Genomic DNA, 17,155 nt, shown 5'->3' on the forward strand with positions numbered 1-17,155 from the left:
TTTTTTGCCACTGAAAGGCGTTAGAAGCCCCGCATGGATTTGAACGACATCTCTCAAGCGACGGCGAACAGCCTGCCGGAAGAGGCCATGGTGGCTTCTCCGGCGGCCAAGAAGGTTTTTGTCAAAACCTATGGCTGCCAGATGAATGTCTACGATTCCCAGCGCATGACCGATGCGCTGGCGGCCGACGGCTATTCCCCGACTAGCGAGATCGGCGACGCCGATCTCGTGCTGCTCAATACCTGCCACATCCGCGAAAAGGCGGCGGAAAAGGTCTATTCCGAACTCGGCCGCATCCGCGATATCAAGGCGGAAAGGGCTGCTTCCGGCCGCGAGACGCTGATCGGCGTCGCCGGCTGCGTTGCCCAGGCTGAGGGACGCGAGATCATTCGCCGCGCGCCGGCCGTCGATCTGGTCATCGGGCCGCAGACCTATCACCGGCTGCCGGAGGCGCTGAAACGCGCTCGCGGCGGCGAAAAGATCGTCGAAACCGACTATGCGCTCGAGGACAAGTTCGAGCATCTGCCGAATACGGCGCGGACCGAGATCATCAAGCGCGGCGTCACCGCGTTCCTGACCGTGCAGGAAGGCTGCGACAAATTCTGCACCTTCTGTGTTGTACCCTACACGCGCGGCTCGGAAGTCTCGCGCCCCGTCGCCCAGATCGTCGCCGAGGCCGAAAGACTGGCCGAAGCCGGGGTGCGCGAGGTGACGCTGCTCGGCCAGAACGTCAATGCCTGGCACGGCGAAGGGCCGGACGGCGGCGAATGGGGTCTCGGCCGGCTGCTGTTCCGGCTCGCGGAAATTCCGGGTCTGGCGCGGCTCCGCTACACGACCAGCCATCCGCGCGACATGGACGACGCGCTGATCGCCGCGCATCGCGATCTGCCTGCGCTGATGCCTTATCTGCACCTGCCGGTGCAGTCGGGATCGGACCGCATCCTGAAGGCGATGAACCGTCGCCATGCGGCCGCCGACTATCTGCGCCTGATCGAGCGCATCCGCACCGCCCGGCCCGACATCGCCATGTCCGGCGATTTCATCGTCGGCTTCCCGGGCGAAACCGAGGCCGATTTCGAGGCGACGATGCAACTCGTCCGCGACGTGCGATACGCCCAGGCCTTCTCGTTCAAATATTCGCCGCGGCCCGGCACTCCGGGCGCGGAAATGAAGGCTCATGTCGCGGAAAGCATCAAGGATGAGCGGCTGCAGCGCCTGCAGGCGCTGTTGATGGAACAGCAGGGCGCTTTCGCCGTTAGCCTCGTTGGCGGGACGATCGATGCGCTCATCGAGAAGCCCGGGCGCCAGGCTGGCCAGATCGTCGGCCGGTCGCCTTGGCTTCAGCCGGTTATTCTTGATGAAACCGCCGGCGAAATCGGTGACATTGTAAAGGCGCGAATCATCAAGGTTGGACAGACCAGCCTGTTCGCGGAGCCGGCCTGAGCGCCGGTCGGGATGAGGAGAGACGGTTGAGCGCTACCGCAGACCTGAAGAACCAGCCCTCCGGGGCCTCCGACATGGCGCACATCGTACTCACCTTCGACAACAACAAGCTTGCCAGCGCCCTTTACGGCCAGTTCGACGAAAATCTCGCGCGGCTTGAGCAGAAGCTCGGCGTAGACATCAATTCGCGCGGCAATCAGGTCACCATCAAGGGCAGTTCCTCGGTGGCCGAGCAGGCGCGCCGCGCGCTCGATCATCTCTACGGCATCCTGCAGAAGGGCGCCGACATCGGCCAGTCCGACGTGGACGGCGCGGTTCGGATGGCGATCGCCGCGGACGACCAGCTGACGCTGCCGACGCTGGAGCGCAAGGGCAAGATGGCCGCCGCGCAGATCGCGACGCGCAAACGCACCATCTATGCCCGCTCGCTCAACCAGGACGCCTATATGCGCGCGCTGGAACGCGCCGAACTGGTGTTCGGCATCGGCCCGGCGGGCACCGGGAAGACTTATCTCGCGGTCGCCCATGCGGCGATGCTGCTCGAACGCGGCATGGTCGAGCGCATCATCCTGTCGCGGCCGGCGGTCGAGGCCGGTGAGCGCCTGGGTTTCCTGCCCGGCGACATGAAGGAGAAGGTCGATCCCTATCTGCGGCCGCTCTATGACGCGCTCTATGACATGATGCCGGCCGACAAGGTCGAGCGGGCGATCGCCGCCGAGGTCATCGAGATCGCGCCGCTGGCCTTCATGCGCGGACGCACGCTGGCGCATGCCGCCGTCATCCTCGACGAGGCCCAGAACACCACGCCGATGCAGATGAAGATGTTCCTGACACGTCTCGGCGAGAATTCGCGCATGATCGTCACCGGCGATCCGACGCAGATCGACCTGCCGCCGAACACCAAGTCCGGGCTGGTGGAGGCGCTTCGCATTCTCGACGGCGTTACGGGCGCGGTAACGGTCCGCTTCAATGAAACCGACGTCGTCCGCCATCCGCTGGTTGCCGAGATCGTCAAGGCCTACGACCGCGATGGCAAGATCGCCCGCGGCCTCGACGTATCGGAACACTGACCGGCCGGACGTCATGAGCGGAAGATCCAATGGAAGGGGCATGTCGGCGCCGCCTCCGGTCGAGATCGATCTGCTGGTCGAGGGCGGCGACTGGGCGCCCGAGGCCGAGCTTGAGACCATGGTGCATGAGGCGGTCGCCGCGGCCATGGCCGAAACGGGCGCGGTTGCGAAAGAGGGCACAGAACTCAGCGTCGTCTTCTCCGACGACAAGCATGTAAGAGAGCTCAACGCGCAATGGCGCGGCAAGGACAAAGCGACCAATGTGCTGTCCTTTCCGGCCTTTCCGCCGAAGCGCGGCGCGCCCCTGCCGCCGCTTCTCGGCGATATCGTGATCGCCTTCGAAACCGTGATCCGCGAGGCGGCACTGGAAGGCAAGGAGGTCCGGCATCATATTACGCATCTCCTGATCCATGGCTTCCTGCATCTGTTGGGCTATGATCACGAGACCGGCGAAGAGGCGGAAGAGATGGAAGCGGTGGAGCGCCGGGCGCTCGCGAGGCTTGCCATTCCCGATCCCTACGCGTAACAGAGAACGATAACCGACGGACGATGATGAACGAGATACCCGAGACCGCCGCAAGGAATGACGCAGGCGGTACCCAGTCGCCCTCCGACAACGCCGAAGACGGACCTAGTCCCAGTACGGCCTATGGCGCGGTCGCGCCCGAACCTCCTGCCGAACGACCTTCGCTGCTGGCGCGCCTCGCCAGCCTGTTCAGGCCGCGCAACGGATCGAGCCTCCGCGACGACCTGACGGATGCGCTCGCCGAGATAGAAACCGGCGCGGCTTCCTTCTCGCCCGCCGAGCGGGCCATGCTCCACAACATTCTGCGGCTGCGCGAAGTTCGCGTCGAGGACGTGATGGTGCCGCGCGCCGATGTCGAGGCGGTCGAAATCACCACCACGCTCGGCGAACTTATGGTCCTGTTCGAGCAGTCGGGGCATTCGCGCATGCCGGTCTATGCCGAGACGCTCGACGATCCGCGCGGCATGGTCCACATCCGCGACGTGCTGGCCCACATCACCAAGCTTGCGCGCACCCGGAAAGGTCGGCAGCCGAAGAAGCCCGCCCCGGTGCAACTCGATTTCGCCAATGTCGACCTTTCCCGCACCATCGGCGAGCTGAACCTGATCCGCACGGTCCTGTTCGTGCCGCCTTCCATGCTGGCTTCGGACCTCATGGCCCGCATGCAGGCCTCGCGCACCCAGATGGCGCTGGTCATCGACGAATATGGCGGCACTGACGGCCTGGTTTCGCTGGAAGACATTGTTGAGATGGTCGTCGGCGACATCGAGGACGAGCATGACGAGGACGAGCCGCTGATCACCGAGGCCGGCGACGGCGTCTTCGTGGTCGACGCCAGGGCCGAGATCGACGATGTCGCCAAGATGATCGGCAACGACTTCGCCGCCGGCGAGCATGGCGAATATGTCGACACGATCGGCGGCATGATCTTCAACACGCTCGGCCGGGTGCCGGTGCGCGGCGAAGTGGTTCAGGCGATACCCGGCTTCGAATTCCACGTGCTGGACGCCGATCCGCGCCGGGTCAAGCGCGTCCGCATCGTCAATGTCCAGAAGAGCGACCGCCGCCGCCGGGCGGTCAGGGCTGAGCAGGCCTGACGCGCGCCGGGTGATGCGGCTGCCCTGAGCCGCAGGGTGGCGCAGCAACTCACATGGTGATCTCGTCGAACCACATGCGCCAGCAGCGCGCTACTCGCCATGATCCGCGCCGACTTCGATGTGCCGCAGCATCATTACGGCTGCAACTGACGCTACCAGCGCGACCACCACGCTGATCGCCGCCGCCGACTGCAGACCCTGGACGAAGGCGTCGCGCGCTGCCTCGATCAGTGGCCCGGCGAGGTCGGCGGCCAGGCCTTCGGCCACTCCCACCGCGCCGCCGAGCGTGTCTCTGGCGATCTCGATCAATTCCGGCTCGACGTCGCCCGGCGGGTCGGCGGCCATGCGGCTCCGGTAGATCGCAGTGCCGACGCTACCGAGCACTGCGATGCCGAGAGCGCCGCCGAATTCCGAACCGGTCTCCGAAAGCGCGGCGGCCGAGCCTGCCCTTTCGGGCGGTGCTGCGCCGACGATCATGTCGGTCGCGAGCGTGATCACCGGCGCCAAACCCATCGAGAATATGATCGATGCGGCGACCAGCACAGCCAGTCCGTTGTCGCCGCCGATCTGCGTCATCAAGCCGAACCCAACGGCGGCGGCGACAAGGCTGGCGCCCATCACATAGGCTGGGCGGACCCTGCGCAGGATCGCCGGCGTCGACATGGTGATAGCGATGAAGCCGATGGTCGACGGTAGCGACCAGAGACCTGCCTGCAGCGGCGGCAGGCCGATGACCAGTTGCAGATACTGCGCCATGAACAGGAACGAGCCGAAGAACACGAAGAACACCGAAATGTTTACGCCAAGCGACGTGCTGAAGGCCGGGCTCCGGAAAAGCGCAAGGTCGATCAGCGGGTCGGCCAGTTTCCGCTGACGGTGCAGGAAGACGAGGCTGAGGACCAGTCCGGCCAGGATCGATATCGCCGGCAGCGATCCGAAACCGTTCTCGGCTGTCTGCTTGAGGCCGAAGATCACAGCCAACACGGCCGCCAGTGACAGGGCGGCGCTTAAGAGATCGAGCCGCCCGGCGTCCGGGTCGCGGTATTCTGGCAACAGCACAGGGCCGAGTATCAGGAGCAGGACCATAACCGGCACGGCTACGAGAAAGACCGAACCCCACCAGAAATATTGAAGCAGGATGCCGCCGATCAGCGGCCCGAGCGCGCCGCCGACCGAAAAGCTGGTGATCCAGACGCTGATGGCCACGGTGCGCTGGCGCGGGTCGAGGAACATGTTGCGGATCAAGGACAAGGTGGAAGGCGCAAGCGTTGCGCCGGCTACGCCGAGCATTGCCCGCGCTGCGATCAGCATTTCGGCGCTGGTGGAGAAGGCCGCAAGCACCGAGGCGAAGCCGAACGCGACAGCCCCGATCAGGAGCAGCCGGCGTCGGCCGATCCGGTCGCCCAGCGTGCCCATGGTGATCAGCGACCCGGCGATCATGAAGCCGTAAATATCGACGATCCAGAGCAGCTGCGAGGCGCTCGGCGTCAGATCCGCGCTGAGTTGCGGCACGGCGAGGTTGAGGACGGTCAAATCCATCGAATAGAGCATGCAGGGAAGCGCGATGATCGCAAGGCCGATCCATTCGCGCCGCGTCGCCTGCGGTTCGGCTGCCAGGGCAGTCATGCCAAATCTCCATGCCCATCGCGGGCTTTGCTTCGGTTGTGTCGCCGTAGGCGCGGTACTCTCGTCTATTGACGTTTGAGCGAGGCCCAAATCGACATGAGCGCTGAACTATCGACGTTCGAGAACCCGAAAGGGGATTCCCTCCTTCGATCGTGAGAGGCACATTCGCACATCTCTGCTGACAGCCCACTGTCAGGAGGCATGTCTTGACGTAAGGCCGGTGCGGCCCTGTCATGGGACGCTGGTCGGTTGTTCCAAGCGCCGGGTTTGGAGCAGAAGCTTCGTCCTGTTAGAACGTGCCGGCGTGATTCTGGGACGAGGGGCTGTGCATGGAGCGCCTGGCGGGGCGGATTATCTTGCTGTGGGGGTGGCGTCGCGCCCTGACGGCGTTTCTTGCCGGCGCGCTCGCCGTGCTTGCCCAGGCGCCCTACGATTTCTTCGCCGCCTGCTTCGTCTCGTTCCCGGTGCTGGTCTGGCTGCTCGACGGCGCTGCCGTTTCCGGCCCGGCCGGGCTGTTCAGGCGCCTGGCTCCGGCCTTCGCCATCGGCTGGTGGTTCGGCTTCGGCTATTTCCTCGGTGGTCTGTGGTGGATCGGCAACGCGCTTCTTGTCGAGGCAGAGGCCTTCGCCTGGGCGCTGCCGCTGGCGGTGGTCGGCATTCCCGTCCTCATGGCCTTGTTCTACGGATTTGCGGCGGCGCTGGCTCGCCTGCTCTGGAGCGACAATATCGGCCGCATCGCGGCGCTGGCCTTCGGCTTTGGCGTCGCCGAATGGCTGCGCATGATTCTGTTCACCGGCTTTCCATGGGCGGCAATCGGCTATGTCGCCATGCCGGTGCCTCTGCTCATGCAGAGCGTTTCGGTGGTAGGCCTGATCGGCATGAATGCGCTTGCCGTATTCGTCTTTTCAATGCCGGCCCTGCTCGCCGGAGGAGGCGGCGCCCGCCTGGGCTTCGCCCTGGCCGCTCTGATAGTCGCCGCGCACATCGTCTTCGGCTATGTCCGGCTTTCCGTGCCAATGGGACCTCCTGAACGCACGCTGGCAGTGCGCATCGTGCAGCCCTCGATTGCCATGACGGAAAAATGGGACGCCGCTGTCGCTGACCGCGTCTTCGGATCGATCGTCGAACTGAGCGGCGCGCCGCCGGCCGGCGGCGATACAAAGCCGCAATTCATCCTGTGGCCCGAAACCTCGGTGCCATTCCTGTTCACCGATAGGCCGGATGCCTTGGCGGCGCTGGGCGAGATGCTGTCGGACGGCCAGATCCTGATCGCCGGCGCCGTCCGTTCCGAAGGCGCCGGCGGCCAGGAAGGCACGCGCTACTATAATTCCGTCGTGGCGATCGACGGTAGCGGCGAGATCGTCGATGCAGTCGACAAGGTGCATCTCGTCCCGTTCGGAGAATACCTTCCCTTCGCCGACTGGCTAAGCAGGCTGGGGCTTGAAAAAATCGTCACCGGCCCGATGGATTTCACGGCCGGCAGCAAAAGGCATTCGATAGCCTTGCCAGGCGGTATCCGCGCCCTTCCGTTTATCTGTTACGAAATAATCTTCCCCGACCTGGTGGCCGTTGACCTTGCGTCAACTGATATTATTGTGAATGTCACAAATGATGCATGGTTCGGCGACACACCCGGCCCGTATCAGCATTTCCGGCAGGCTCAGGTCCGTGCCGTGGAGACAGGGCTACCGCTCGTGCGCGCCGCCAATACGGGCATTTCCGGTGTCATCGACGAGCGGGGCAGTGTCGTCGATGCCTTGGCGGTCGATGCGCGGGGTGTAATAGACGTGACCATCCCGTTCCGGTCGCCTGACACGGTGGCCCGTCTTCCCTCCCGCTTTATCGGTGTCGGAATTTTGTTTGGTTTCGCGGCTTTGGCGCTTGGAATGAAACTCCGGCAGAAGTTCCGTTCGAATTGACAGAATGTATATTAGAAACTCATACTGTAAGCGTCGCATTTGCCCGTCGAAGGTCATCTGAACGGGAGTTCCCGGCGCCAGCGACTCGAAATTCGTTAGCCGGGAGACGGCGAGGAAGAAATGGACAAGGAAAACAAAAAAAAGCCGAACCCGACCGATGTTCACGTCGGAAGCAGAATCCGCCTCCGCCGAAACATGCTGGGCATGAGCCAGGAAAAGCTCGGTGAAAGTCTTGGCATAACTTTTCAGCAGATTCAGAAATATGAAAAGGGCACCAACCGCGTCGGCGCCAGTCGCCTGCAGGCGATCTCCAACATACTCGGTGTGCCGGTTTCTTTCCTGTTCGAGGACGCGCCCGGCCAGCCTGCCACGGCTGGCAAGGGTTTCGCCGAAGACCAGGCGGCGAGTTTCACGCTGGATTTCTGCAGCAGCACCGAAGGCCTGCAACTGAACAGGGCGTTCGTGAAGATCCAGGATCCGAAGGTGCGGCGCAAGGTCATCGACCTGGTCAAGGCGCTCGCCGCCGACGACGGCGAATAGGCGCGAAGGTTCCGGCCGAAACCGTCGCTGCGAAAGCGTCGCCGGCAGGCCTCACAGTGCGCGAAAGCGGAAGCCAATGCGATATTGAGGCAAGCTGTGTCTTGACGACGGGCGTGCCGCTTCGCTAACACCTGTCCCGCCTAGGTTCGGCATTCTGCCGATCAAAGACTTCGAGAGGGGACACCCGTGACGCGGCAGAATTATCTTTTCACTTCGGAATCCGTTTCCGAAGGCCATCCCGACAAGGTTTGCGACCGTATTTCCGACGAGATCGTCGATCTGGTATATCGCGAGGCCAAGAAGACCGGAATGAATCCGTGGGACGTCCGCGTCGCCTGCGAGACGCTGGCCACTACCAACCGCGTGGTCATCGCTGGCGAGGTCCGGGTTCCGCCGACACTGCTCAAGACCGATAAGGTCGGCAAGCCGTTGCTCGACGCCCGGGGCCATGTCGTCGTCAATCCGTCGAAATTCCGTTCCGTCGCCCGGCGCGCCATTCGCGACATCGGCTATGAGCAGGACGGCTTCCACTGGAAGCATGCCAAGATCGACGTGCTGCTGCACGCGCAGTCCGCAGATATCGCGCAAGGCGTCGACAAGGCGTCCGACGGCAATGCCGAAGGCGCGGGCGACCAGGGCATCATGTTCGGCTATGCCTGCCGCGAGACGCCGGAACTTATGCCGGCGCCGATCTACTACAGCCACAAGATCCTGGAAGTGCTCTCGGCGGCCCGCCGCACAGGCATTGGCGATGTCGGCAAGCTCGGACCCGACGCCAAGAGCCAGGTAACGGTCAGCTATGTCGACGGCAAGCCGGCCTCCGTCACCTCGATCGTGCTGTCGACGCAGCATCTCGACGAAAGCTGGGACTCCAAAAAAGTCCGCCAGGTCGTCGAACCCTACATCCGCGAGGCGCTGGGCGATCTGAAGATCGCGCCGGACTGCCATTGGTACATCAATCCCACGGGCAAGTTCGTCATCGGCGGGCCCGATGGCGATGCCGGCCTGACCGGCCGCAAGATCATTGTCGACACCTATGGCGGCGCGGCCCCGCATGGCGGCGGCGCGTTTTCGGGCAAGGACACCACCAAGGTCGACCGCTCGGCTGCCTACGCCGCGCGCTACCTCGCCAAGAATGTCGTCGCAGCGAAGCTCGCCGACCGCTGCACGATCCAGCTTTCCTACGCGATCGGTGTCGCCCAGCCGCTGTCGGTCTATGTCGACCTGCACGGAACCGGCAGGGTGGAAGCGTCGGCGATCGAAAGCGCCTTGCGCGAGGTGATGGACCTGTCGCCCTCGGGCATCCGCCGCCATCTCGACTTGAACAAGCCGATCTATGCAAAGACCACCGCCTATGGCCATTTCGGCCGCAAGCCGGGCCGCGATGGCTCGTTCTCGTGGGAAAAAACCGATCTGGTCAAGGCCCTCAAGGAAGCTGTCACCGTCAAGGAGCCGGTCGCAGCCTGACCCCAATGACGGGCGAGCGCCGCGAACGGTCGACGGAGGCTTTCTTCGGCCGGCGCCACGGCAAGACGATCCGGCCGGCCCAGGCTTCGGCCTTGGCGGCCGGCCTGGAGAAATACCGGATCGACCTCGATCAGCCGGCTCCGGCCGACCTTCGACGGCTGTTTCCGGTGGACGTGTCGAAGCTCCGGCTCGAAATCGGGTTCGGCGGCGGCGAGCACCTGCGCCATGCCGCCGCGGCCGATCCGGATACCGGCTTCATCGGGATCGAGCCGTTCATCAACGGCCTGGCCAAGATGATGGTGGCGCTGGACCGGCAGCCGCTCGCCAATCTGCGCATCTATGACGACGACGCGACCCAGGTGCTCGACTGGCTTCCGCCGGCCTCGCTCGACGGCATCGATCTGTTCTATCCCGACCCATGGCCGAAGCGGCGGCACTGGAAGCGCCGCTTCGTCAGCCCAGCCAATCTCGACCGCTTCGCCCGCGTTCTCAAACCGGGCGGAAAGTTCCGCTTCGCTTCCGACATCGACCATTATGTCAACTGGACGCTGCTCCATTGCCGGGCGCATGGCGCGTTCGAATGGCAGGCGCGCGACGCCGACGATTGGCGCCGGCCTTACGAGACCTGGGTGCGGACCAGATACGAGGCGAAGGCCATTCGCGAAAACCGCATCCCGGCCTATCTGACCTTCGTCAGGACGTAGAACGGGGCCTGGCGAGCGCTGCGGATTGACGACAGCTATCCGGTCGATCCGAAAATCGCCTACCCTACCATCCGGCTCGGCGGGCGGTCCTTGGCCAGCTTCTTGAACTTCTTCACCACCATGTCGCGCTTCAGCTTGGAGATATGGTCGATGAACAGCACGCCGTTGAGATGGTCGATCTCGTGCTGCAGGCAGGTGGCAAGGAGGCCTTCTGCGTCGATTTCTTGCAGCTTGCCGTCACGGTCGAGATATTTTACGCGAACGGTCGCGGGCCGCTCGACTTCGGCATAATAATCCGGGATCGACAGGCAGCCTTCCTCATAGACGGAACGCTCTTTGCCGGTCTCGACGATCTCCGGATTGATGAAGAGTTGCGGCGCGGGCTTCTCGCCTTCCTTGGCGAGATCGATCACCAGCATTCTGAGCGGCTCGCCGACCTGGATTGCCGCAAGGCCGATACCCGGCGCGTCATACATGGTTTCCAGCATGTCGTCGGCCAGCTTGAGCAGCGGCGCATCGACTTGGCTGACAGGCTTTGAAACCTGGCGCAGCACGGGGTCGGGAAGGATGATGAGGGGCTTGATCGACATCGTTTCCACGTAATCGCTCGCCTCAATCCCGTCAACCGCGACAGCTGCGCAAATGTTCATGTTTTGATCTATCGCCGAATCGCGTATCGTGCGCGGCATGAACGAACTCAGCTCAATACTCTCGGCTCCCGTTGCGCGACTTGGCGCGTCCACCGTCACGCTCGGCCAACTGCTCGCCGTCGCCGCCACGCTGTTCCTTGTCCTGCTGGTGGCGCTGATTGCTGCGCTGTGGCGCGCGGCGAATGCGCGTGCGGCGGCTGCGGCCGAAGCAGCCGACCATGCCCGCGACGCCGAAGCGCGCATGGCCGGCATATTGCAGGCGCAGGCCGAAATGCAGGGCCGGCTCGGCGCGGTCGCCGAGGTGTTCGGCGCAAGGCAGGCCGAACTCACCAAGTCCATCGGCCAGCGCCTCGACGCCATGACCGGCCGCATCGGCCAGACCATGACCGAGCAGACCAGATCGACGCATGAGAGCCTGGCGAAATTGCAGGAGCGGCTGGCGGTTATCGACACGGCGCAGGGCAACATCCAGTCGCTCGCCGGCCAGGTCGTGCAGCTTCAGGCGATCCTCTCCAACAAGCAGACGCGTGGCGCTTTCGGCCAGTCGCGCATGGAGGCGATCGTGGCCGACGGCCTGCCGCATGGCGCCTACGAGTTCCAGGCGACTCTTTCCAACGGCAATCGGCCGGACTGCGTCGTGAAAATGCCCAACGGTGCGCCGTCGCTGGTCATCGACGCAAAATTCCCGCTGGAAGCGTGGAACGCGATCCGTGCCGCGGCCGACAACGAAGGTTCCGAAGCGCAAAAGTACGCAGCGCAAGCCTTTCGGCGCGATCTCGAAGTGCATATCAAGGCAATCTCGGAAAAATACCTGATCAATGGCGAGACGCAGGACACCGCCTTCCTGTTCGTGCCGTCGGAATCGATCTTCGCCGAGATCCACGAGAATTTCGAATCGATCGTGCAGCGCGCGCACCGCGCCCGCATCGTCATCGTGTCGCCCTCGCTCCTGATGCTCTCCATCCAGGTCATCCAGGCGATCCTGAAGGATGCTTCGATGCGCGAGCAGGCGCATCTGATCCAGGGCGAGGTCATCCGGCTGATGGAGGATGTTTCGCGGCTCGACGACCGGGTGCGCAAATTGCAGACGCATTTCGGCCAGGCATCGAAGGATATCGACGACATTCTGGTCTCCTCCTCGAAGGTGACAAAACGCGGCCAGAAGATCGAGGCGCTGGAATTCGGGACGCCCGGTGCGGAGTCGACCGAGGCGCCGATCCCGGCCGCTGCCGTCCGCAGCGCCGATTCCAGAACCGGACAGTTGCGCTTGCGGGTAGTTGACGAGGCCGACGCATGACTGCGGCTCTCGTCGCACCTCAAGCGCCTCTTGCCCTCGTCCGATTCCCCTGTTTCACTCATCCGCCAGCCAGCCGGAGGAGCGAATCATGGCCAAGGGTCAATTGCGCAGCAACAAGGAAGCGAGAAAACCGAAGAAGGATGCCAAGAAGCCGGCGCCCGCGCCTGCGCTGAAGGCGGCGCCGGTTCCCGCAGCCAAGCTGAAGGAAAAGAAATAGCCTTCGGAGGAACCGAAGCGCGCGGCCGGCGCGACATCATGCCGGCCGTATTCGCGCTGCCTTGTCCCTGCCGCGCAAGAACGCTCGGGACTTGTGTTTACGCGTGATCTTCCGAACCGGTTTTTCGGAGTGATGTGCTGAAGGAGATGCCGGAATCCCTCTGGCGGTGCTGGGACGGCCCTGCATCTTGCGACAACGGCTGGGACGGCCCGCCGAATCCATGAGGGCCAAAATGGCTTGGACTTATCTTTTCTTCGCGGGACTTTTTGAAATCGGCTGGGCGATCGGCCTGAAATATACCGACGGCTTCACCCGTCTCACGCCGACGCTGCTTACCGTCGCCAGCATGGTGGTGAGCCTCGGCCTGCTCGGGCTCGCCCTGAAGACGCTGCCGGTCGGCACTGCCTACGCGATTTGGACCGGCATCGGCACCGTCGGCACCGCGGTGCTCGGCATATACCTGCTCGGCGAGCCGGCCACCGTCATCAGGCTGGTCTGCATCGGGCTGATCGTATCGGGCATCATCGGCCTCAAGCTGGTCGCTTGAGGCCCGGCTATGAGTTCAGCGCTTGCGCTGCTTGCGCGCCGCATAACGCGCGTCGCGCTTGGCCTTGCGTTCGGCTTCATCCGCCAGAAGACGGGCGATGCGCTCGTTCTCTTCAGCTTCCCTGGCCTTCGCCTCGGCCTGCGCAGCCTCTTCCGCCGCGATACGTGCGGCTTCCGCCGCCGCTTCGCGCTCGGCCCGCTCGATCGCTTCGCGCGCCAGCTTTTCCTGCCTCAGCTTTTCTTTCTCGGCGGCCCGTTTCTCGCGCGCCTCGAGGATAGCCTTACGTTCCGCCTGCTTGGCCAGCACCTGCGGGTCGTCCGGGGCCGGCTTTGACTTGAACCGCTCCAGCAGCGCCTTTTTTGCCTCGTTCGCCGCGTTGCGCCGCTCGAAAATGTCTTTCTCTCTATAGATAGCCAATGTCCGCCTTCAATTCTTGTCGTCGATTGCGCCGCTTACATACGCGCGATAGCCGAGAGTTCAAGCGTCAAATGGGCATGCCAGCCATGAAATGGCCCGCTATGTTGCCGCAGGGGAACGCTTTCGCGGCATCCTCGAAATGGACTGTTCACCGGATGGACACTGGCGACGCGCCCGCCGCGCCGCTACCTGTGGCGGGCAACATAGCGAGAAAAATCCATGGAACTCGGCCTCTACACCTTTGCCGACGTCAGCCTCGACAAGGGGCCTGGCGCTGTCACCCCGCACCAGCGCCTTCGCAACCTGATGGAGGAGATCGAACTGGCCGACCAGGTCGGGCTTGACGTGTTCGGCCTCGGCGAGCACCACCGGCCCGACTATGCCGCCTCCGCTCCGGTCGTGGCGCTTGCCGCGGCTGCGGAGCGCACCAAGCGTATCAGGCTGACCAGCGCCGTCACCGTGCTCTCCTCCGACGATCCGGTGCGCGTCTTCCAGCAGTTCTCGACGCTCGACCTCCTCTCGGGCGGGCGCGCCGAGATCATGGCCGGACGCGGCTCCTTCATCGAATCCTTCCCGCTGTTCGGCTATGACCTGAACGACTACGACACGCTGTTTGCCGAGAAGCTCGAACTCCTGCTCAAGCTGCGCGAAAGCGAGCGGATCTCATGGCCGGGCGGGAAGCACACGCCGCGGATCGAAGATCGCGGCGTCTATCCGCGCCCGTTCAAGGAAAGGCTGCCGATCTGGATTGCGGTCGGCGGCACGCCCAATTCGGTCGCCCGCGCCGGCGTGCTCGGCCTGCCGCTGGCGCTCGCCATCATCGGCGGCGAGCCGGCGCGTTTCGCGCCGCTCTTCGACCTCTACCGGCAGGCGGCAAGCCGCGCCGGCCATGATCCCGCAGCGCTCGCCACCAGCATCAACGTGCACGGCTTCGTCGGCGAGACCACCCAACAGGCCGCCGACGATTTTTATCAGCCGCAGGCCGAAGTGATGAACCGTATCGGCCGCGAGCGCGGATGGGGCCCGACATCGCGGGCGCATTTCGACCAGTCGCGGTCCCCAAGCGGCGCGCTCTTCGTCGGCAATCCGGAAGAGGTCGCCGAAAAGATCGTCGCCCACCATCGCATCTTCGGGAACGACCGCTTCCTGCTGCAAATGGCGATCGGCACCATGCCGCACGCCAAGCTGATGAAGGCGATCGAGCTTTACGGCACGAAAGTCGCGCCGCTCGTCCGCCGCGAAACGGCGGCCGCGAAGGCATCTGCGACGGCCGACTGAAAACGCTGCCGCCGACATAGCTCGCATTCACTTGCCGGCGGAACATCGGCTTTGGCTGCGCATTGTTGCGATGAAAGGATTTTCGCGCGGCCATGGGGGCCAGATACAGCGAAAGTCGGGGGACACCACCATGACGGCCCAGCCACCCGGTGAATCGACGCCGGAAGCCATTCGAACCGCTTCCGACACGAGGCTTATGCGTTCGCTGCTGATCGGCATCTTCATCTTCATGGCGGTCTATGCGCTCTATTTCGCCCGCGAATTCTTCATGCCGGTCATCCTCGCCTTCATGCTCGCTCTGATGCTGACGCCCATCGTACGTTTCCTGCGCAAGCGCGGCGTTCCCGAATCCATCTCCGCGACGCTTCTCGTTCTCCTGTCAGTCATCGGCATCGGCGGCACGGGTTATTTCATGAGCGGCCCGGTGATGGATCTCGTCAACGATGCGCCGGCGATCGGCCGCCAGCTGACCGAGCGGCTTGCGGAGCTGCGCCATCCATTCGACCGGGTGATGCAGGTTTCCCGCCAAGTCGAAGAAGTTGCCGAAACCGCACAGGAGCCGGGCGTGCAGAAGGTCGTCGTGGCTCAGCCAGGCATTGTCTCCCAGGCCGCCGGCAACCTACTGTCGGCCGCGACCACGGTCGCGATCACGTTCGTGCTGTCGCTGTTCCTGATGGCCTCCGGCACGATGTTTTACGAAAAGATCATCCAGTCCTTCGCCCTGATGAGCGAAAAGAAGCGGGCGCTGCGCGTCGTCTATGATGTCGAGCGCGAGATTTCCCGCTATCTGCTCACAGTCGCACTGATCAATGGCGGTCTCGGCGTCGCGATCGGCCTCGGCTTATGGGCGATCGGCATGCCAAACCCGTTTGTCTGGGGCGTCTTCGCAGCTCTTTTCAACTTCCTGCCCTATATCGGCGCGGTGATGACCATCCTTTTGGTCGCGGCGATCTCGATCATCAGCTTCGACAGCTTGGCCTATGCGCTGGCGGCTCCGGCCTTCGTCGCCTTGTGCAACATCATTGAAGGCCAGTTCGTCACGCCGCTGGTGGTCGGGCGCCGCCTCGAGATCAATGCAGTCGCCATCTTCATCGCGATTGCCTTCTGGTCGTGGCTGTGGGGCTTCGTCGGCGCGCTGATCGCGGTGCCGATCCTGGTCGTTATCAAGGTCTTCTGCGACCATTTCGAAAGCCTGCGCCATGTCGGCAATTTCCTGGCGGCGCAGCAGACGGTGGAAGAACCGGAGGAACAGTCGGAGCCTACCGGCGCCGGTTAGGTCGTTTGTTGGTCCAGGCTTTGCAGCAGTGGACCTCACTCCCCATATCCGGTTTCCGATCCCCGGAAGCCGTCCCATGATCCCCCTTTCCGTTCTCGACCTGTCGCCGATCACCGAAGGCGGCACCGCATCGCAATCACTCGCCAATACGCTCGACCTCGCCCGCCATGCCGAGCGGCTCGGCTACCGGCGCTACTGGCTTGCCGAGCATCACAACATGCCGGGCATAGCCAGCGCCGCCACCTCCGTGGTCATCGCCCATGTCGCGGCCGGCACCTCCACCATCCGCGTCGGCGCCGGCGGCATCATGCTTCCCAACCATGCGCCGCTGGTCATCGCCGAGCAGTTCGGCACGCTGGCGGCGCTTCATCCGGGCCGCATCGACCTCGGCCTCGGCCGCGCGCCGGGCACCGACATGGCGACGGCCCGCGCCTTGCGCCGCAATCTCGATGCCGGCGTCGACAGCTTTCCGCAGGATGTCGTCGAGCTGATCGGCTATTTCCAGCCGGCCGAACCCGGCCAACGCATCCGCGCCGTGCCCGGCGAGGGCCAGAATGTGCCGGTCTGGATACTCGGCTCGTCGACCTATGGCGCGCAGCTTGCCGCCATGCTCGGCCTGCCCTACGCCTTCGCTTCGCATTTCGCGCCGGCCGAGATGGAGCATGCGATCGACATCTACCGCTCGCGCTTCCAGCCCTCGGCGCAACTCGACAAGCCCTATGTGATGCTCGGCCTGAACGTCATCGCCGCGGCCACAGACGCGGAAGCCGAGCTTCTGTTTTCCTCGCTGCAGCAGGCCTTCGTCAATCTGCGCAGCGGCCGCCCGGGGCCGCTGCCGCCGCCGGTCGCCGGCTACAGGAGCCGGATCGAACCGATGGCCAGCGCGATGCTCGACCAGGCGCTGTCCTGCGCGATCGTCGGCTCGCCCGAAACAGTCCGCAGCGGCCTCGACGCCTTCATCCGCCGCACCGGCGCCGACGAATTGATGGTCACGGCGCAGATATTCGACCATTCCGCGCGGCTGCGCTCGTTCGAGATTTTGGCCGACGCGCACCGGGAGTTGTCGCAGGCGGCTTAGCTC

General features: G+C 64.0%; 17 protein-coding genes. 14 read left to right on the forward strand and 3 right to left on the reverse strand.

Annotated elements, in window-relative coordinates:
- Window positions 1-33: 33 nt before the first annotated feature.
- The 4 genes from miaB (at window position 34) to G6N73_RS12450 (ending at window position 4,136) form a co-directional block, all read left to right on the forward strand.
- Window positions 34-1,443 (forward strand): tRNA (N6-isopentenyl adenosine(37)-C2)-methylthiotransferase MiaB, encoded by a 1,410-nt coding sequence (gene miaB, locus G6N73_RS12435; RefSeq protein WP_425484078.1) that lies wholly within the window; start codon window positions 34-36, stop codon window positions 1,441-1,443.
- 74 nt (window positions 1,444-1,517) lie between these two features.
- Window positions 1,518-2,513: a PhoH family protein gene (locus G6N73_RS12440; protein ID WP_050898773.1), complete on the forward strand. Its 996-nt coding sequence runs from the start codon at window positions 1,518-1,520 to the stop codon at window positions 2,511-2,513.
- A 40-nt stretch (window positions 2,514-2,553) separates the two neighbouring features.
- Window positions 2,554-3,039 carry an rRNA maturation RNase YbeY gene (gene ybeY, locus G6N73_RS12445; RefSeq protein ID WP_165027957.1) on the forward strand — a complete coding sequence of 162 codons (486 nt, stop codon included), beginning with the start codon at window positions 2,554-2,556 and terminating at the stop codon, window positions 3,037-3,039.
- Between the two features lie 26 nt (window positions 3,040-3,065).
- Window positions 3,066-4,136, forward strand: coding sequence for a hemolysin family protein (locus tag G6N73_RS12450; RefSeq protein ID WP_165027959.1), 1,071 nt, complete (start codon window positions 3,066-3,068; stop codon window positions 4,134-4,136).
- Between the two features lie 90 nt (window positions 4,137-4,226).
- Here G6N73_RS12450 and G6N73_RS12455 read toward each other — a convergent pair whose 3' ends face one another.
- Window positions 4,227-5,762: an MFS transporter gene (locus G6N73_RS12455; RefSeq protein ID WP_165027961.1), complete on the reverse strand. Its 1,536-nt coding sequence runs from the start codon at window positions 5,760-5,762 to the stop codon at window positions 4,227-4,229.
- Window positions 5,763-6,091: 329 nt separating this feature from the next.
- Between G6N73_RS12455 and lnt the strand changes: the two genes are divergently transcribed.
- The 4 genes from lnt to trmB all read left to right on the forward strand — a co-directional run bounded on the left by lnt (window position 6,092) and on the right by trmB (window position 10,392).
- The gene (gene lnt, locus G6N73_RS12460) at window positions 6,092-7,681 is read left to right on the forward strand and encodes an apolipoprotein N-acyltransferase (RefSeq protein WP_165027964.1); all 1,590 of its coding nucleotides are present in this window, start codon (window positions 6,092-6,094) and stop codon (window positions 7,679-7,681) included.
- Between the two features lie 120 nt (window positions 7,682-7,801).
- Window positions 7,802-8,221, forward strand: a complete 420-nt coding sequence (locus G6N73_RS12465) for a helix-turn-helix domain-containing protein (RefSeq protein ID WP_165027966.1) — start codon at window positions 7,802-7,804, stop codon at window positions 8,219-8,221.
- A gap of 186 nt (window positions 8,222-8,407) precedes the next feature.
- A complete protein-coding gene (gene metK, locus G6N73_RS12470; protein WP_165027968.1) occupies window positions 8,408-9,688 on the forward strand; it encodes a methionine adenosyltransferase in 1,281 nt (426 codons plus the stop codon).
- A 5-nt stretch (window positions 9,689-9,693) separates the two neighbouring features.
- Window positions 9,694-10,392: a tRNA (guanine(46)-N(7))-methyltransferase TrmB gene (gene trmB, locus G6N73_RS12475; RefSeq protein WP_165027969.1), complete on the forward strand. Its 699-nt coding sequence runs from the start codon at window positions 9,694-9,696 to the stop codon at window positions 10,390-10,392.
- A 59-nt stretch (window positions 10,393-10,451) separates the two neighbouring features.
- On the opposite strand, the gene def is transcribed toward trmB, so the two are convergent.
- On the reverse strand, window positions 10,452-10,982 hold the full coding sequence (gene def, locus G6N73_RS12480) for a peptide deformylase (protein ID WP_165028100.1): 531 nt from the start codon (window positions 10,980-10,982) through the stop codon (window positions 10,452-10,454).
- A 97-nt stretch (window positions 10,983-11,079) separates the two neighbouring features.
- Here def and G6N73_RS12485 point away from each other — a divergent pair, with 97 nt between their 5' ends.
- The 3 genes from G6N73_RS12485 to sugE all read left to right on the forward strand — a co-directional run bounded on the left by G6N73_RS12485 (window position 11,080) and on the right by sugE (window position 13,103).
- Window positions 11,080-12,339, forward strand: a complete 1,260-nt coding sequence (locus tag G6N73_RS12485; RefSeq protein ID WP_165027971.1) for a DNA recombination protein RmuC — start codon at window positions 11,080-11,082, stop codon at window positions 12,337-12,339.
- 88 nt (window positions 12,340-12,427) lie between these two features.
- Window positions 12,428-12,556 (forward strand): hypothetical protein, encoded by a 129-nt coding sequence (locus G6N73_RS37925; protein WP_281352871.1) that lies wholly within the window; start codon window positions 12,428-12,430, stop codon window positions 12,554-12,556.
- A gap of 232 nt (window positions 12,557-12,788) precedes the next feature.
- Window positions 12,789-13,103, forward strand: coding sequence for a quaternary ammonium compound efflux SMR transporter SugE (sugE, locus tag G6N73_RS12490; RefSeq protein ID WP_165027973.1), 315 nt, complete (start codon window positions 12,789-12,791; stop codon window positions 13,101-13,103).
- 15 nt (window positions 13,104-13,118) lie between these two features.
- Here the strand turns inward: sugE and G6N73_RS12495 are convergent, their stop codons facing one another.
- The gene (locus G6N73_RS12495; RefSeq protein WP_165027975.1) at window positions 13,119-13,520 is read right to left on the reverse strand and encodes a DUF6481 family protein; all 402 of its coding nucleotides are present in this window, start codon (window positions 13,518-13,520) and stop codon (window positions 13,119-13,121) included.
- A gap of 219 nt (window positions 13,521-13,739) precedes the next feature.
- Here G6N73_RS12495 and G6N73_RS12500 point away from each other — a divergent pair, with 219 nt between their 5' ends.
- The 3 genes from G6N73_RS12500 to G6N73_RS12510 all read left to right on the forward strand — a co-directional run bounded on the left by G6N73_RS12500 (window position 13,740) and on the right by G6N73_RS12510 (window position 17,152).
- Window positions 13,740-14,798: an LLM class flavin-dependent oxidoreductase gene (locus G6N73_RS12500; protein ID WP_165027977.1), complete on the forward strand. Its 1,059-nt coding sequence runs from the start codon at window positions 13,740-13,742 to the stop codon at window positions 14,796-14,798.
- Between the two features lie 130 nt (window positions 14,799-14,928).
- Complete coding sequence (locus G6N73_RS12505; protein WP_165027979.1) at window positions 14,929-16,074, forward strand: AI-2E family transporter; 1,146 nt, start codon at window positions 14,929-14,931, stop codon at window positions 16,072-16,074.
- A 76-nt stretch (window positions 16,075-16,150) separates the two neighbouring features.
- On the forward strand, window positions 16,151-17,152 hold the full coding sequence (locus G6N73_RS12510; protein WP_165027981.1) for an LLM class flavin-dependent oxidoreductase: 1,002 nt from the start codon (window positions 16,151-16,153) through the stop codon (window positions 17,150-17,152).
- The last annotated feature ends 3 nt before the right edge of the window (window positions 17,153-17,155 follow it).

Origin of the sequence: Allomesorhizobium camelthorni (assembly GCF_011045125.1) — a bacterium.
GTDB classification, from domain to species: Bacteria; Pseudomonadota; Alphaproteobacteria; order Rhizobiales; family Rhizobiaceae; genus Allomesorhizobium; species Allomesorhizobium camelthorni.

Bases quoted from the DNA above. Each gene is read 5' to 3' on its own strand.
- miaB (WP_425484078.1), top strand. From the start codon at position 34: ATGGATTTGAACGACATCTCTCAAGCGACGGCGAACAGCCTGCCGGAA.
- G6N73_RS12440 (WP_050898773.1), top strand. From the start codon at position 1,518: ATGGCGCACATCGTACTCACCTTCGACAACAACAAGCTTGCCAGCGCC.
- ybeY (WP_165027957.1), top strand. From the start codon at position 2,554: ATGTCGGCGCCGCCTCCGGTCGAGATCGATCTGCTGGTCGAGGGCGGC.
- G6N73_RS12450 (WP_165027959.1), top strand. From the start codon at position 3,066: ATGAACGAGATACCCGAGACCGCCGCAAGGAATGACGCAGGCGGTACC.
- G6N73_RS12455 (WP_165027961.1), bottom strand. From the start codon at position 5,762: ATGACTGCCCTGGCAGCCGAACCGCAGGCGACGCGGCGCGAATGGATC.
- lnt (WP_165027964.1), top strand. From the start codon at position 6,092: ATGGAGCGCCTGGCGGGGCGGATTATCTTGCTGTGGGGGTGGCGTCGC.
- G6N73_RS12465 (WP_165027966.1), top strand. From the start codon at position 7,802: ATGGACAAGGAAAACAAAAAAAAGCCGAACCCGACCGATGTTCACGTC.
- trmB (WP_165027969.1), top strand. From the start codon at position 9,694: ATGACGGGCGAGCGCCGCGAACGGTCGACGGAGGCTTTCTTCGGCCGG.
- def (WP_165028100.1), bottom strand. From the start codon at position 10,982: ATGTCGATCAAGCCCCTCATCATCCTTCCCGACCCCGTGCTGCGCCAG.
- G6N73_RS12485 (WP_165027971.1), top strand. From the start codon at position 11,080: ATGAACGAACTCAGCTCAATACTCTCGGCTCCCGTTGCGCGACTTGGC.
- G6N73_RS37925 (WP_281352871.1), top strand. From the start codon at position 12,428: ATGGCCAAGGGTCAATTGCGCAGCAACAAGGAAGCGAGAAAACCGAAG.
- sugE (WP_165027973.1), top strand. From the start codon at position 12,789: ATGGCTTGGACTTATCTTTTCTTCGCGGGACTTTTTGAAATCGGCTGG.
- G6N73_RS12500 (WP_165027977.1), top strand. From the start codon at position 13,740: ATGGAACTCGGCCTCTACACCTTTGCCGACGTCAGCCTCGACAAGGGG.
- G6N73_RS12505 (WP_165027979.1), top strand. From the start codon at position 14,929: ATGACGGCCCAGCCACCCGGTGAATCGACGCCGGAAGCCATTCGAACC.
- G6N73_RS12510 (WP_165027981.1), top strand. From the start codon at position 16,151: ATGATCCCCCTTTCCGTTCTCGACCTGTCGCCGATCACCGAAGGCGGC.